The 14579-nt window shown below is 60.3% G+C and carries 13 protein-coding genes; 9 read left to right on the forward strand and 4 right to left on the reverse strand.

Features of this window, described 5'->3' with window-relative positions:
* Window positions 1-42: 42 nt before the first annotated feature.
* A complete protein-coding gene (gene gguC / locus NVV72_02845; GenBank protein MCR6658316.1) occupies window positions 43-1038 on the reverse strand; it encodes a GguC family protein in 996 nt (331 codons plus the stop codon).
* A gap of 151 nt (window positions 1039-1189) precedes the next feature.
* Here gguC and NVV72_02850 point away from each other — a divergent pair, with 151 nt between their 5' ends.
* The 4 genes from NVV72_02850 to NVV72_02865 all read left to right on the forward strand — a co-directional run bounded on the left by NVV72_02850 (window position 1190) and on the right by NVV72_02865 (window position 7016).
* On the forward strand, window positions 1190-1984 hold the full coding sequence (locus tag NVV72_02850) for a FadR family transcriptional regulator (protein ID MCR6658317.1): 795 nt from the start codon (window positions 1190-1192) through the stop codon (window positions 1982-1984).
* 224 nt (window positions 1985-2208) lie between these two features.
* Window positions 2209-3408 carry a galactose mutarotase gene (locus NVV72_02855; protein MCR6658318.1) on the forward strand — a complete coding sequence of 400 codons (1200 nt, stop codon included), beginning with the start codon at window positions 2209-2211 and terminating at the stop codon, window positions 3406-3408.
* An 18-nt stretch (window positions 3409-3426) separates the two neighbouring features.
* Entirely contained in the window at window positions 3427-5223 is a 1797-nt protein-coding gene (locus tag NVV72_02860) for a dihydroxy-acid dehydratase family protein (GenBank protein ID MCR6658319.1), read from the forward strand.
* 152 nt (window positions 5224-5375) lie between these two features.
* A complete protein-coding gene (locus NVV72_02865; GenBank protein MCR6658320.1) occupies window positions 5376-7016 on the forward strand; it encodes a beta-xylosidase in 1641 nt (546 codons plus the stop codon).
* A gap of 123 nt (window positions 7017-7139) precedes the next feature.
* Here NVV72_02865 and map read toward each other — a convergent pair whose 3' ends face one another.
* Entirely contained in the window at window positions 7140-7901 is a 762-nt protein-coding gene (map, locus tag NVV72_02870) for a type I methionyl aminopeptidase (GenBank protein ID MCR6658321.1), read from the reverse strand.
* Window positions 7885-8115: a ParD-like family protein gene (locus NVV72_02875; GenBank protein ID MCR6658322.1), complete on the reverse strand. Its 231-nt coding sequence runs from the start codon at window positions 8113-8115 to the stop codon at window positions 7885-7887. Before NVV72_02875 ends, map begins: the two co-directional genes overlap by 17 nt.
* Before the next feature lie 181 nt (window positions 8116-8296).
* On the opposite strand from NVV72_02875, the gene NVV72_02880 reads away from it, so the two are divergent.
* Both NVV72_02880 and NVV72_02885 read left to right on the forward strand, forming a co-directional pair.
* Window positions 8297-9637: an MFS transporter gene (locus NVV72_02880; GenBank protein MCR6658323.1), complete on the forward strand. Its 1341-nt coding sequence runs from the start codon at window positions 8297-8299 to the stop codon at window positions 9635-9637.
* A 132-nt stretch (window positions 9638-9769) separates the two neighbouring features.
* Complete coding sequence (locus NVV72_02885) at window positions 9770-10612, forward strand: MCP four helix bundle domain-containing protein (GenBank protein ID MCR6658324.1); 843 nt, start codon at window positions 9770-9772, stop codon at window positions 10610-10612.
* Between the two features lie 6 nt (window positions 10613-10618).
* Here the strand turns inward: NVV72_02885 and NVV72_02890 are convergent, their stop codons facing one another.
* A complete protein-coding gene (locus tag NVV72_02890) occupies window positions 10619-11017 on the reverse strand; it encodes a YccF domain-containing protein (GenBank protein MCR6658325.1) in 399 nt (132 codons plus the stop codon).
* Window positions 11018-11387: 370 nt separating this feature from the next.
* On the opposite strand from NVV72_02890, the gene NVV72_02895 reads away from it, so the two are divergent.
* From NVV72_02895 to NVV72_02905, 3 genes are all read left to right on the forward strand, one after another.
* Window positions 11388-11585: a DUF4169 family protein gene (locus NVV72_02895; protein ID MCR6658326.1), complete on the forward strand. Its 198-nt coding sequence runs from the start codon at window positions 11388-11390 to the stop codon at window positions 11583-11585.
* Between the two features lie 159 nt (window positions 11586-11744).
* The gene (locus NVV72_02900) at window positions 11745-11993 is read left to right on the forward strand and encodes a ribbon-helix-helix domain-containing protein (protein MCR6658327.1); all 249 of its coding nucleotides are present in this window, start codon (window positions 11745-11747) and stop codon (window positions 11991-11993) included.
* Between the two features lie 260 nt (window positions 11994-12253).
* Window positions 12254-14530 carry a UvrD-helicase domain-containing protein gene (locus NVV72_02905; GenBank protein ID MCR6658328.1) on the forward strand — a complete coding sequence of 759 codons (2277 nt, stop codon included), beginning with the start codon at window positions 12254-12256 and terminating at the stop codon, window positions 14528-14530.
* Window positions 14531-14579: the final 49 nt, after the last annotated feature.

The raw sequence follows: 14579 nt of genomic DNA on the forward strand, positions 1-14579 counted from the left end.
GCCGGATCGCTCCGGCGGCTTTTTTGTTCCAGGTAACGCACCTTACAGTACGTTCACGGCGACCTTTTCTTCGGCGCGCGTGATCAGCGGGTTGCGCAAGCCATAAGCGTAAGGCGCGGCGGTGATTTCGAACACATCGCCGTCCCTCGTCTGGACGCCGTCGGCGAACGAGGCCGTGGCCGTGCCGAAGCAGTGGACATGGACATCGCCCGGCTGGCGGAACAGGTCGTACTTGAAGTGGTGATGCTCCAGGTTGGCGAAGGTGTGGGACATATTGTCCTCGCCCGAAATAAACGGCTTTTCCCAGATGATCTCATTGCCGCGCCAGATGCGCGAGGTGCCGCGCACGTCCTTCGGCAGTTCGCCGGTCAGGATTTCGACGCCGAGCGAGGCCGGACGCAGCTTGGAATGGGCCAGCCACAGATAGTTCTGCTTTTCGGTGACGTGGTCGGAAAATTCGTTGGCCAGGGCATAGCCGATGCGGTACGGCGCACCGTCATCGCCGATGACATAGATGCCGGCCATTTCCGGCTCCTCGCCGCCGTCTTCAGCGAAGGATGGCGACTGCAGTTCGGCGCCGGGGCCGACCAGTTGCGTGCCGTTGCCCTTGTAGAACCATTCCGGCTGCGCGCCGACCTTGCCCGCTTCCGGCTTGCCGTCCTTCACACCCATCAGGAACATGCGCATGGAGTCGGTCTGGGTTTCGGCGGCAGCCGCTGCCTTGTGCATCTTGTCACGCCCCTCGGCGGAACCCAGGTGGGTCAAGCCGGTGCCGGTGACGTGCAGGTGGGCGGCGTCCGGATGATCGATCGGCGCCAGCACACGGCCTTCGGAAAGCGCCAGGGCGACATCGACCTCTTCGCCAAGCCCCTGAACCGCGACCTGCGCATCGAGCGATGTTTTGGCGGCGATGGCCTTGCGCGCCAGTTCATAGGTGGAACTGACGCCATTGATGGCGCGCGCGGAACCATCGTCCTGGCCCGCCAGAACGCGGCGTTCGCCTTCCTGGGTAACAATCTGTATAAGGCGCAAGGTCATGACGGTTTTCCTCTTTTTGCAGGCATGGCTTCTTTCGCCCACCATTAACTCAGACAAATGGCTATAACAGCCGCTCTTTAACTTGTAAATTCACTTTGTCAAACAGACAATTCAATGTCATGTGTGGACTATGAGGAAACCTATATCGAATATGCCCCAGGACGAACGGTCTACAGGCAACCGGTTGAAGATCAGCAACCCCCGCCCCCTTCGCGGCGAAGCCCATAACGCCGCCACTCATGGCCATACCATGTATCAGGGCCGTCTGCACGGCGCCCTGGCGCATCGGCTGGGCGTCGATATCCTGCGCGGCACCTTCAAGTCCGGCGAGATCCTGCCCAATGAAATCGAATCGAGTTCCAAGCTCGATATCTCGCGTTCAGCCTACCGCGAGGCGATTCGCATCCTGGCCGCCAAGGGCATGGTGGAAAGCCGTCCCAAGACCGGCACCCGCGTCACCGAACGCGAGCGCTGGAACCTGCTCGACCCTGAAGTCCTCGGCTGGATGTTCGAGACCGAACCCAGCCAGGACTTTATCAAGGCCCTGTTCGAGTTACGCCTGATCACCGAGCCGGCCGCCGCGGAACTGGCCGCTATCCGCCGCACCGACGAACAGGTCGAGACCATGCGCTCGGCGCTGGAAATCATGAAGCGCGATACCCTGCAAACCGAAACCGGCCGCCGGGCCGATCTCGAATTCCACCATGCCCTTATCCAGGCCACCGGCAATGAGGCGCTGGCTTCGCTCTCAAGCTCGATAGAAGCCGCCGTTTCCTGGACCACACGCTACAAGGCCCGTCGTAACGCCCTGACCCGCGACCCTGTGCCCGATCATGAGCGCGTTTTCGAGGCGATCGAACGCCGTGATGCCGGCGGGGCGCGCTGGTGCATGGAATCACTGATCCGGATGGCGCACGAAGATACGCAAAAAACGTTTCACCCTTAAGAAGAGGGTGGCGACGCGCGCAATCCCTCTGTCCGCGCGGCGGCTTTGATTGTTTTTGCGCTTAATTTTGTACGATATATGCTTTTTTTATTGTCCGACTAATGTCCAGGCAGTATGACAGGGCACGATAATCATAAGCGCTCGTCCCAAAGGACGCTCGCCCTGCAGGAATGAACAACCGGCGCCCCAAGGCGTCACAAACGGTTTCAGAGAGGATGTCCCGAATGTCAGTTACGAAAAAGATGGTGCTGGTCGCCAGCCTGAGCGCCCTGAGCCTGGGCGCGATGCTCAGCCTGAACGCGTGCAGCAAGCCTGCCGCTACGGACAGCGCCGCCACGGCCACGGCCGGCGTCACCGCGGTCCGCGGCGATTTTGGCAAGCTGTCTGACGGCACGGCCATCGAAAGCGTCACCCTGAAGAACACCAAGGGCATCACCCTCAAGCTGATCACCTACGGCGCCGCCATGCAAAGCCTGATGGTGCCTGACAAGACCGGCACTCCCGCAGATATCATCATCGGCTATGATTCGATCGAGGGCTACGAAAAGACCCCGAACTACACCAATGTCACGGTCGGCCGTTACGCCAACCGCATCGCCGGCGGCAAGTTCACCCTCGACGGCAAGACCTACACCCTGCCGCTCAACGACAAGACCAACACCCTGCACGGCGGCCCCAAGGGCTGGGACAAGCACGTCTGGACCATCAAAGACGTGACGCAAGGGGCCGGTTCCGCCTCAGTCACCTTTACCCTGACCTCGCCGGACGGCGATGAAGGCTTCCCCGGCACCGTGGTCGCCGAAGTCACCTATACGCTGAACGAAAACAATGACGTCGCCATCTCCTACAAGGCGACGACCGACAAGCCGACCGTCATCAACCTGACCAACCACGGCCTGTATAATCTGGGCGGCATCCCGGCCACCCGCCCGGCAACTGATGCCGAACTGAAGATCGAATCCGACGCCATCCTGCCGGTTGACAAGGCGCTGATCCCGACGGGCAAGGAACTGCCGGTCAAGGGTACGCCGTTCGACTTCACCGCGCCGGCTCTGATCACCGACCGCGTCAAGATGTCCGATCCGCAGATCACCCTGGCCAATGGCGGCATCGACCACAATTACATCATCCGTGGCGGCGTGACGACGACACCGAAGCTGGCCGTCACCCTGGAAGACAAGATCTCCGGCCGCGGCATGACCATCTCGACCACCGAGCCGGGCATCCAGATGTATACGGGCAACTTCCTTGACGGCAAGATCGTTGGCAAGGGCGGTCAGTCGCTGGTGAAATATCAGGCCATCGCCTTCGAAGCCCAGCGCTACCCGGACAGCCCCAATCATCCGGCCTTCCCGACCACGCGTCTCGATCCGGGCCAGACCTATACCCAGACTACCGTTCAACACTTCTACACCCTGAAATAACCACAAAGTAAAATCCTGATGTCCGACTCCTCAAAACCCAAACTGCGTTCCCGTGCCTGGTTCGATAATCCGGAAAAGCCCGACATGACGGCGCTTTATGCCAGCTGGTATATGAATTACGGGCTGTCGCTCGATGAACTGCAGTCCGGCAAGCCGATCATCGGCATTGCCCAGACGGGGTCGGACCTCAGCCCCTGTAATCGCCAGCATATCCAGTTGGCCCAGCGCATCCGTGAAGGTATCCGGGAAGCCGGCGGTATCGCCATCGAGTTCCCGGTCCACCCGATCCAGGAAACCGGCAAGCGCCCGACAGCGGGCCTTGACCGCAACCTGGCCTATCTCAGCCTGGTCGAAACGCTGTACGGCTATCCGCTTGACGGCGTCGTGCTCACCATCGGCTGCGACAAGACCACCCCGGCCTGCCTGATGGCCGCCGCCACGGTCAACATTCCGGCCATCGCCCTCTCGGTCGGCCCCATGCTCAATGGCTGGTATAAGGGCGAGCGTACCGGTTCGGGCACCATCGTCTGGAAGGCCCGCGAAATGATGGCGGCCGGCGAGATCGACTACCAGGGCTTCATCAAGATGGTGGCCTCCTCGACCCCCTCGCCCGGCTTCTGCAACACCATGGGTACGGCCACGACCATGAACTCCCTGGCCGAAGCTCTTGGTATGCAACTACCCTACGCCGCTGCCATTCCCGCGCCGCACCGCGACCGTTCGGAATGTGCCCGGCGCACCGGCCTGCGCATCGTCGACATGGTCAAGGAGGACCTGAAGCCTTCGGACATCCTGACCAAGGAAGCCTTCATCAACGCCATCCGCGTCAACTCGGCCATCGGCGGCTCCACCAATGCGCCGATCCACCTCAATGCCCTGGCGCGCCATATCGGCGTCGATCTCAAGGTCGAGGAATGGCAGACCTATGGTGAAGAAGTGCCGCTGCTGGTCAATCTCCAGCCCGCCGGCGAGTATCTCGGCGAGGACTACCACCATGCCGGCGGCGTGCCGGCGGTCGTCAACCAGTTGATGAAGCACGGCCTCATCCATGAAAACGCCATGACCGCTAATGGCAAGACGATGGGCGAAAACTGCCGAAACGCGGTAATCGAAGATCCGAATGTCATCAAGACCTTCGAGCAGCCGCTGAAGGAACGCGCCGGCTTCCGCGTGCTGTCCGGTAACCTGTTCGATTCCGCCGTGATGAAGGTATCGGTCGTCAGCCAGGAATTCCGCGAGCGTTATCTGTCGAACCCCGCCGATCCGGAAGCCTTTGTCGGCCGAGCCGTCGTCTTTGACGGTCCGGAAGACTATCACCACCGCATCGACGACGAATCGGAAAACATCGACGAACACTGCATCCTGTTCATGCGTGGCGCCGGCCCGATCGGTTTTCCGGGCGCGGCCGAGGTCGTCAATATGCGGGCGCCGGATTACCTGATCAAAAAGGGCGTCCATAGCCTGGCCTGTATCGGCGACGGCCGCCAGTCGGGCACATCCGGTTCGCCTTCGATCCTAAACGCCTCTCCGGAAGCGGCGGCGGGCGGCAATCTCGCCCTGCTGCGCAACGGCGACATGGTCCGTGTCGACCTGCTGAAAGGCACTGTCAACGTCCAGATCAGCGACGAGGAACTGGCCGAGCGCCGCTCCGCCCTCGAAGCTGCGGGCGGTTACAAATACCCCGCCAGCCAGACCCCGTGGCAGGCCATCCAGCGCTCGATCGTCGGCCAGATGGGCACCGGCGCCTGCCTGGAAGACGCCGTCCCCTTCCAGCGCATTGCCCAGACCAAAGGCTTGCCGCGCGACAACCACTAGCCTAACGCGCCCCGCTGGTCTGCAAAGTCTCATCCGGCTGCGATACGTTCCTCACGTACAAGAGTACGCTGCGGTACGTTTCTCGCCGGCTAACACTTTTCGCCACAGCGGAACGCGTTATGCGCTGCGGCGCCCTATAAGGAGAAACGCCGATGTCGCTTTTCAAAACCGCCTTGCTGACGGTCGCGCTTTTCATGAGCGCGGCCGTTTCCGCATCCGCCGGCAGTTTTCCGGTAAAGATCGAGGTGGATGCCGCGAAGAGCGAAGGCCCGGTCGAGCCGATCTGGCGCTTTTTCGGCGCCGACGAGCCCAACTATGCCACCATGAAAGATGGCCGTTCGCTGCTGACATCACTCGGCGCGCTGGCTCCTGGCCATGTCTATTTCCGCGCTCATAATCTGCTGACCTCCGGCGATGGCACGCCGGCCCTGAAATGGGGCAGCACCAATGCCTATACCGAGGATGCAAAGGGCAATACGGTTTATGACTGGCATATCATCGATCATATTTTCGACACCTATCTGGCGCGCGGCGTCAAACCCTATGTCGAGATCGGCTTTATGCCCGAAGCCCTGTCCACAAATCCTGAACCCTACCAGCACAACTGGCGGCCAGGCAGCGGCGACCTGCGCACCGGCTGGGCGTATCCGCCGAAGGATTACGGCAAGTGGGAGGAACTGGTCTATCAGTGGGTGAAACACTGCGTCGAGCGCTATGGCCATGACGAGGTCGCGAGTTGGTACTGGGAAACCTGGAACGAGGCCAACCTGCCGCAATATTACTGGGGCGGCACCCGCGAGGAATTCTTCAAACTGCATGAGGTCAGCATAAAGGCGGTCCGCCGCGCCCTGCCTGAGGCCCGCGTCGGGGGGCCGGACATGGCCGGGGCCGACAAGAATTTCCTCACCGGCTTCATGGACCATATGGAGCAGACACAGACGCCCACCGACTTCCTGTCTTTCCATGCCAAGGGCGCGCCGGAGTTTGTGGATGGTCCAAATGGCGGTCATGTCCGCATGGGCATCGCCCAACAGCTAAAAGGGGCCGACGACGCCTTCGCCACTATCGCCGACCGGCCGGGTTTCAGGGACAAGCCTATCATCATCGGCGAATTCGATCCGGAAGGCTGTGCCGCCTGCCAGGGCCCGGCCAATGCCTACCGCAACGGCACCATGTATTCGAGCTATACCGCCGCCAGTTTCCCGCGCGTCGCCGAACTGGCACAAAGGCGCGGCGTGAAGCTGGAAGGCGCGCTCAGTTGGGCGTTTGAATTCGAGGACCAGCGCTATTTCGCCGGTTTCCGCCAACTGGCCAGCAATGGCATCGACATGCCGGTGCTCAATGTTTTTCGCCTGTTTGCCCAGATGAAGGGCCAGCATCTGGCGGCCACATCAGATCACGAAACCCCGCTCGACGCCGTTCTCTCCGGCGGTGTGCGCGGGGATGCTGATGTGGGCGTCACGGCAGCGCGTGATGGCGACACTATAACCGTGCTTGTCTGGCATTATCATGATGACGACGTCGCCGGCCCTGACGCGGCGGTCTCACTGGCGCTCGATCATCTGCCGGCGGCGTTCAAAAAGGGCGTCGTGACGACGCGCTACCGTGTCGATGCCGTCCACGCCAACAGCTTCGCCGCCTACCAGGCCATGGGCTCGCCGCTGGCGCCGGATAACGCGCAATATGCTGCTCTGAAAAGCGCCGCCGAACTCAAGCCAGACGCGCCTGTGGTCGTAAAGGACGGCCACCTGACCTTTGACCTGCCGCGCCAGGGGTCACCTTGCTGGTCCTGACGCCAGCGCCATAAAACATAAGCACCTCCCCTCCTGGAGGGGAGGTGGCGAGCAAGCGAGGCCGTCAGGCGAAGCACGTCGAGACGGAGGGGTAAGATCACCGCCGCCGGAAGCAATGGCGTCTTAAGCCGTCTCATCCTGCCGCAGGGTCAGCACCTGCACACCCGTGGCGGTCACGGCCACCGTATGCTCCCACTGCGCCGACAGCTTGCCATCGCGCGTCACCACCGTCCATTCGTCGTCCAGCGTCATCGTTTTGGCGGTGCCCTGGTTGAGCATGGGTTCGATCGTGAAGGTCATCCCCTCTTTCAGGGTCTGACCGGTGCCGGCGCGGCCAAAATGCAGGATGCTCGGTTCCTCGTGCATGTCCCGGCCGATGCCATGACCGCAAAAATCGCGCACCACGCTGTAGCCGTGCGCCTTGGCGTGTTTCTCGATGGCATGGCCGATATCGCCAAGCGTCGCGCCCGGACGCACGGCGCGGATGCCTTTCCACATGGCCTCCTGCGTCACGCGCACCAGCCGCTTCGCCGCCACAGACACATTGCCGATCAGGTAGGTCTTGCTGGAGTCAGCGATAAACCCGTCCTTTTCTAAGGTGATGTCGAGATTGACGATGTCGCCATCCTTCAGCACGTCCCTGGCCGACGGCACGCCATGGCAGATCACCTGGTTGATCGAGCTGTTGAGCACATAGGCAAAACCATACTGCCCCTTGCTGGCCGGCCGCGCCTTCAACTCATCAACAATGAAACGCTCAACCTGGTCATTGATATCGAGCGTCGACCGCCCGATCAGCACCTGCCGGTCGAGCATATGGAACACCTCGGCCAGCAGCTTCCCGCTTTGCGCCATCAGGCGCAGGTCATCAGGCGTCTTGATCATGCGCCAATCCTGCGACGTGAAGCCCATCTATGCGGACACCCGCGCTGCGAAACTGCTGGCGGACAATCTCATTGAAGGTCAGGCCGGGATTGGCCTCGGCGATCATGCCGATGCGCATCCAGAATTCCGCCTGCGCATTGATCGACCGGCACATGACGCTGCCAGCCTTGCGCACCTCCTCATGTAGGTCGTCATCGATCTTCAGAATGCCCATTACACGATCCGTATATGATTTATATATACATCATATAAATTTTTCCGCCTTTTCCGCAAGTCTGAGCCAACGAAGAAAAAGTCTTGAGCAACGGTTGCAACCTATTTTATTCGGCGCACATATTGACACCGGTGTCACATTCAAGCCTATTGGCGGGATAGATAGAATACAGGGATATGCCATGACGCCTGCCAGCGCTCCGCCATCATCCGGCGCTCAGAAACCCAGCCATTACCGCTGGACCATATGCGGCCTGCTGCTGGCAGCCATCGCCATCAACTATGTCCACCGCCAGATGATCGGCGTCCTGAAAGGACCGCTGTCCGCCGAAATGGGCTGGACCGAAGAAGGTTATGCCGACGTCGTTTTCTGGTTCCAGGCCGCCTATGCCCTGGGCTTCCTGGCCTGGGGACGCATTCTCGATAAAATTGGGGCGCGCATCGGCTATACCCTCGCCTTCTCGGTCTGGACCCTGGCCCATATGTTCACCGGCGCGGTGACCTCCGGCCTGCAATTCACCCTGGCGCGCGTCGCGCTTGGCATCGGGGAATCAGGCAGTTTCCCGTCCAGCCTCAAGGCGGTGACCGAATGGTTCCCGCAGCGTGAACGGGCCCTGGCCACCGGCATCTTCAATGCCGGCTCCAATATCGGCGCTATTATCGCGCCGCTGATCGTGCCGATGATTGCGCTCGGCGCCGTGAGCCTCAATTTCGGTTTCGGTCCCATCAATCTGCCGGGCCTCGACTGGGGCTGGCGCGGCGCCTTCTATGTCACCGGCGCCCTCAGCCTGATCTGGGCCGTGGTCTGGTGGATGATGTACCGCCGCCCGACCGAACATGCCCGTGTCAATGCCGCCGAGCTGGCCCTGATCCAGAGCGATCCCGCCGATCATGTCGATAAGGTGCCGTGGTTCAAACTGCTGTTCGTCAAGGAAACCTGGGTCTTTGCGCTCGGCAAGTTCTTCATCGATCCGATCTGGTGGTTGTGGCTGTTCTGGCTGCCCGATTTCTTCCAGAAAAACTACGGCCTCGACCTGAAATCCTTCGGCCCGCCGGTCATTGCCGTTTACCTGCTGTCCGATGTCGGCTCAGTGGCCGGCGGCTGGCTGTCCTCGACCCTGATCAAGCGCGGCATATCGGTCAATATGGCGCGCAAGGTAACGCTTCTGATCTGCGCCCTGTGCGTCCTCCCGGTCCTGCTGGCCCAGGGCACCAGCAATCTGTGGCTCGCGGTGCTGATCATCGGTGTGGCGGCGGCCGCCCACCAGGCCTTTTCAGCCAATCTCTATACCCTGCCGTCAGACCTGCTGCCGCGCTCCGCCGTTGCCTCCGTCATCGGCATCGGCGGAATGGCCGGCGCCGTGGGCGGCATGTTCATGTCGAAGTTCGTCGGCTACATCCTCGACAAGACGCACAACTATTCCATCATCTTCATGATTGCCGCCTTCACCTATCTGGTGGCTTTTGGCGTCATTCATCTGCTGAGCCCCAAGCTAAAGCGCAACCAAACAATTGGCCAATAGCACTTCTATAATAAGTAGCGCTTCTTTAAAATCTGTGTATTCCTTTAGGTTCAGGGGAGAGTCTCAGGCCGGCGGCGCCTGCGGCATCCCTGACAAGGCCGCGAAAAGCGGCAGATTACGGAGGGGTATGTCGTGTCTATTCGCGCGCGGATTCTGATCCTGGTCGGCTGTTTCGCCCTGATGGCGTTTACCGTTACCGGCCTTGGCCTCCTGACCATCAGCGATTACAATCGCATGATGAAGGACTACGACCACGCCTATGACAGCACCTGGCGCGGCGAACGCTTCAACCACCTGATCAGCAATGTCGTCATGGAAACGCGCGGCATATATATAGCGGTCGATGACAAGCAGCGCGACGGCTTCCTCGGCAATATGGCCGCCGATCTCAACGAGATGGAAAGCTTCATCCACCAATGGCAGATCGAAGCCACGCCGGCCGAAAAGCCACAGATTGATTCCCTGGCCGCCCAGGCCACGCGCTTTATCAGCCTGCGCCGCCACGTCATCGAACTGGCCAGGAGCGGCGATATCGCCGGCGCCGAAACCCTGAGCACCAGCAATCGGGATGACCGCATCGGCTTCCAGGTCCAGGTCGAGAACCTGGTGCAGAAGACCCGCAAGGATCTGGCCGCCGCAAAGGCCGAAGCCGACCATTTCAACAAGCGCCGCGCCAGCGATTTCCTGCTCACCGCCTTAATCGGCATTGCCATCATCATGGCGCTGTCTTTGTGGATCGTGTCGCATTTCATCACCGATCCGCTGCGCAACCTGGCTTCGGCCATCATCCGGACCTCCAAGGGCGAATACGATCAGGTCATAGAGGAAACGGACGGCCAGGACGAGGTCTCATCCGTCTGGCGCGCCCTGGCCGTGCTCAAGGAACGCGCCCAGGAGGCTGAGCGGTTGGCCGCTGCCAAGGCCGCCGAGGAACACGAGAAAGAACTCAAGCTTAGAGAAATCCTTCTCGACTAACGCAGACTAAGGCTTGTCGACCACCATCTTGCCGATCGGCGCCAGGGCCAGTTGCGCCAGTTGGATGTCCTTGAAGGCGAACGGAATGCCGATGATGGTCACGGCTTCGGCAATGGCCACCAGCACATGCGACAGGGCGATATACCAGCCGGCGAACACGAACCAGATGACATTCAGGAAAACGCCCAGGCAGCCCGTGCCGAGGTCGCTTTCGCCGGTATGAGCTTCCCGGTCCACAATCTGACGCCCGAAAGGCCAGAATACGAACCCGGCGATCCGCCAGGCGGCGAAAGCCCAGGGTAGCCCCACTACGGTGCAGGCCAGGACCAGCCCGCCGAACAGCCACAGGCAGCCCGATATAAAGCCACCGAAAATGAACCACAGGATGTTGAGCAGCAGCGTCACGAAAGCGCCTCCGGGCTGGAATGATAGCGGGTGCAGTATGCCCGTCCGGGCGCGAACGTCATCTTAATTTTCCGTCACTTAAGAGATTGCCGCAGCCAGCCATCCGCGCGCACCCGGTTACCTGTGATCACAGAACCGTGCGATGGACTCCGCCCCTCATGAAGCATATACTTAAACGAGACTGATAGCCTTCGCACCCGCAGTGCGAAAACCTTGAAAACGCTTCAAAATGCGCGCGAAGACTATGGCCCGCCCACCTCGTTTACTTGAGTTTGCGAATTAAAATCTCAAGTAACCGAACAGTACGGTACGGTAATTGGAGATATCCGAAAGCCGGATTTTAACATGTCTTTACCGGAGCCCCATGCCCATGGCCGACCTGATCAACCTCAACAAGGTTAGAAAAGCCAAGAAAAAACAAGACGAAAAAAGCAAAGCCGAGGAAAATCGTATTGTCTACGGCATTTCAACCACTGTTAGAAAACAGGAAAAGCTAAGGCAAAAAAGAGATGCGCAAAAACTTGGACAGAAACGCCTCACAACCGAGGCTGACAATAAAAAAGGTTGACGACATTCAATAAAAGACCCCAGATTAACTTCACTCACCAGTGTGAGGTTAAATAATACCAGAGGTCATCATGAATAAACTGACCCCAGTGAAAGCCGGAGGCCCATCAGGCGTTTCACACCAAGCGGAGGCATGTCTTCATGAAATCGGAGGAAAACAATGCCTGGTCTAAAAAAACGTTCCGTAAACCTCGCCGGCCATGCCACATCGGTCGCCCTGGAGCCCGAATTCTGGGCGGTTCTGGAGACGATCTCGAAGGACCGTCGAATCAGCCTGGCCGCCCTGATAGCCGAGCTTGACTCAAAACGCGGGGAGAGCCTGCTGGCCTCCTTCTGCCGTTTATCGGCCCTTGCCTATGTGCAAAACAAGGGCGGCGCGGCCCGGCGCAAAAAATCTTCCGAAGGCTGAGAAACCGCCGAACCTCACTTCCGTATCGCGGAAAAGTTGAGAACGGCGGTATTTTTAAACTCCGGGGAATAACGCAGTTACGCTAAATGAGGCATCCGCAGCCCGGATATGTCAGAGCCGGGACTTGGGATGCTGCACCCTCGTTCACTTTTTGTGCCAATTCCGGTGCTCACGGCCATTTCGGACTTGGCGCGGCCCGCAACTGCGATTAACTGAGGGCCATGACCACATCGCCCCAAAACGCACAAAGCATAAGCCAGATGGCTGCCGCCCGTCCCGACTTTTTCACCGGCCTCAACCCGGAGCAGGAGGCGGCTGTCCGCACCGTGCAGGGCCCCGTGCTGGTGCTGGCCGGCGCCGGCACCGGCAAGACGCGCGTGCTGACCACCCGCATCGCCCATATTCTGGCGCAGGGGCTGGCGCGGCCGTGGGAAATCCTGTGCGTCACCTTCACCAACAAGGCCGCCCGCGAAATGCGCGAACGGGCGCAGAAACTGATCGGCGCCTCGGCCGAGGGGTTGCAAAATCTTGGCACCTTCCACTCGATCGCCGCGCAAATATTGCGCCGCCACGCCGAACTGGTGGGGCTGAAATCGAGCTTCAATATCCTGGATGACGACGATCAGGTGCGCCTGCTGAAAGCGATCTTCGAGCAGGAAAACATCGACCAGAAGCGCTACACGCCCAAGTCCTTCGCCTGGCATATCGACCAGTGGAAGAACAAGGGCCTGACACCGGACAAGGTGCGCAATGATGAGGGCTCGGAATTCGCCGGCAATCGCGGCGTCAGGCTCTATCAGATGTACCAGGACCGCCTGCGCATCCTCAATGCCTGCGATTTCGGCGACCTGCTGCTGCACAATCTCGAAATCCTGACCAAATACCCGGACATTCTGGAAACCTATCACCGCAAGTTCAGATATGTGCTGGTCGACGAGTACCAAGACACCAATGTCGCCCAGTATCTCTGGCTGCGCCTCCTGACTAACGCCGACCGCAATCTGTGCTGCGTCGGCGACGACGACCAGTCGATCTATGGCTGGCGCGGCGCCGAGGTCGATAATATCCTCAAGTTCGAGCGCGATTATCCCGGCGCCAAGGTCATCCGGCTGGAGCGCAATTACCGCTCGACACGGCATATCCTGGCCGCCGCCGCCGGCCTGATCAAGGCCAATACGGCGCGCCTCGGCAAGACCCTGTTCACCGACCAGGAAGGCGGCGACAAGGTCCAGGTTCAGGGCCTGTGGGATGGCGCGGCCGAAGCCCAGTTCGTCGCCGAAGACATGGAGCGCCTGCATAAGGGCAGCCGCGACGCCAATCCGCGCAAGTGGTCGGACATGGCCGTTCTGGTGCGCGCCTCCTTCCAGATGCGCGCCTTCGAAGAACGCTTCGTCATGCTGCAAATCCCTTATACGGTGGTCGGCGGCCCGCGTTTCTTCGAACGTGCCGAAATCCGCGACGCCATCGCTTACCTGCGTCTGATCCAGTCGCCGGACGACGACCTGGCCTTCGAGCGCATCATCAATGTGCCCAAGCGCGGCATCGGCGACGCCACGGTGCAAAAGCTGCTGCAACAGGCCCGACTGGCCGGGGTTTCGGTTATGACCGCCGTGCGCGACCTGATCCAGACCGATGAACTGCCCGCCCGCGCCAAGACGCCGCTGGTCGGTTTCATGCGCGATTTTAACCGCTGGCTGGATTTGAGCAAGGACATGCAGGCCAATGTCCTGCTCGATACCATCCTGACCGACAGCGGTTATTACGACATGCAGCGGGCCGACAAGACTTCCGGCCAGACGCGTCTCGATAACCTGAAAGAACTGGGCGACTCAATGGCCGCCTTTGACGACCTGGCGGCCTTCCTGGAGCATGTCTCGCTGGTCATGGACCTGGAGCGCGACAATGGCGGCGACAGCGTCCGCCTGATGACCCTGCACGCCGCCAAGGGGCTGGAATTCCCGGTCGTCTACCTGCCGGGCTGGGAGGAAGGTATCTTCCCGTCGCAGCGCTCTATGGATGAAGGCGGCCTTAAATCGCTGGAGGAAGAACGCCGCCTCGCCTATGTCGGCATCACCCGCGCTCGTGAGCAGGCGCGCATCAGCTTCGTGGCCAACCGTCAGGTCTATGGCCGCTGGACCAACCAGATACCCTCGCGCTTCGTTGATGAGTTGCCGATCGAGAACGTCGAGGCCACCTCACAGACCGGCTATGCCTCGCAGGGCTGGCAATCGCAGCAAAGCCGCTGGGACCGCGCAGGTTACGAGCCGAACTATACCAAGAAAGCCGCTGCTCCCGCCTATGGCGGCGATCTCAGCGGCGTCGATATGAGCCGGCTGGAGACGAAGCCACGCCCGACCCCGCACCGCCAGCCCGCGCCCACCAAGCCCTCTGCCAAGAATTTCAAACTGGGCGAGCGCGTCTTCCATATGAAGTTCGGCTACGGCCTGATTGTCGAGATCGAGGGCAACAAGCTTATCGTTAATTTTGAGACCTCGGGTGATAAAAAGGTCATAGACAGCTTCGTTGAGCGGGCATAAGGAAGAGGTTTGCACCTGCGAAGACGGTACCGGGGGGTACGTCGCTCGC

Source organism: Asticcacaulis sp., assembly GCA_024707255.1.
In the GTDB taxonomy this organism is placed as follows: Bacteria; Pseudomonadota; Alphaproteobacteria; order Caulobacterales; family Caulobacteraceae; genus Asticcacaulis.

What these genes read in the sequence shown, in the direction of transcription:
- gguC (MCR6658316.1), bottom strand. Translation starts at nt 1,038, where the DNA reads ATGACCTTGCGCCTTATACAGATTGTTACCCAGGAAGGCGAACGCCGC.
- NVV72_02850 (MCR6658317.1), top strand. Translation starts at nt 1,190, where the DNA reads ATGCCCCAGGACGAACGGTCTACAGGCAACCGGTTGAAGATCAGCAAC.
- NVV72_02855 (MCR6658318.1), top strand. Translation starts at nt 2,209, where the DNA reads ATGTCAGTTACGAAAAAGATGGTGCTGGTCGCCAGCCTGAGCGCCCTG.
- NVV72_02860 (MCR6658319.1), top strand. Translation starts at nt 3,427, where the DNA reads ATGTCCGACTCCTCAAAACCCAAACTGCGTTCCCGTGCCTGGTTCGAT.
- NVV72_02865 (MCR6658320.1), top strand. Translation starts at nt 5,376, where the DNA reads ATGTCGCTTTTCAAAACCGCCTTGCTGACGGTCGCGCTTTTCATGAGC.
- map (MCR6658321.1), bottom strand. Translation starts at nt 7,901, where the DNA reads ATGATCAAGACGCCTGATGACCTGCGCCTGATGGCGCAAAGCGGGAAG.
- NVV72_02875 (MCR6658322.1), bottom strand. Translation starts at nt 8,115, where the DNA reads ATGGGCATTCTGAAGATCGATGACGACCTACATGAGGAGGTGCGCAAG.
- NVV72_02880 (MCR6658323.1), top strand. Translation starts at nt 8,297, where the DNA reads ATGACGCCTGCCAGCGCTCCGCCATCATCCGGCGCTCAGAAACCCAGC.
- NVV72_02895 (MCR6658326.1), top strand. Translation starts at nt 11,388, where the DNA reads ATGGCCGACCTGATCAACCTCAACAAGGTTAGAAAAGCCAAGAAAAAA.
- NVV72_02900 (MCR6658327.1), top strand. Translation starts at nt 11,745, where the DNA reads ATGCCTGGTCTAAAAAAACGTTCCGTAAACCTCGCCGGCCATGCCACA.
- NVV72_02905 (MCR6658328.1), top strand. Translation starts at nt 12,254, where the DNA reads ATGGCTGCCGCCCGTCCCGACTTTTTCACCGGCCTCAACCCGGAGCAG.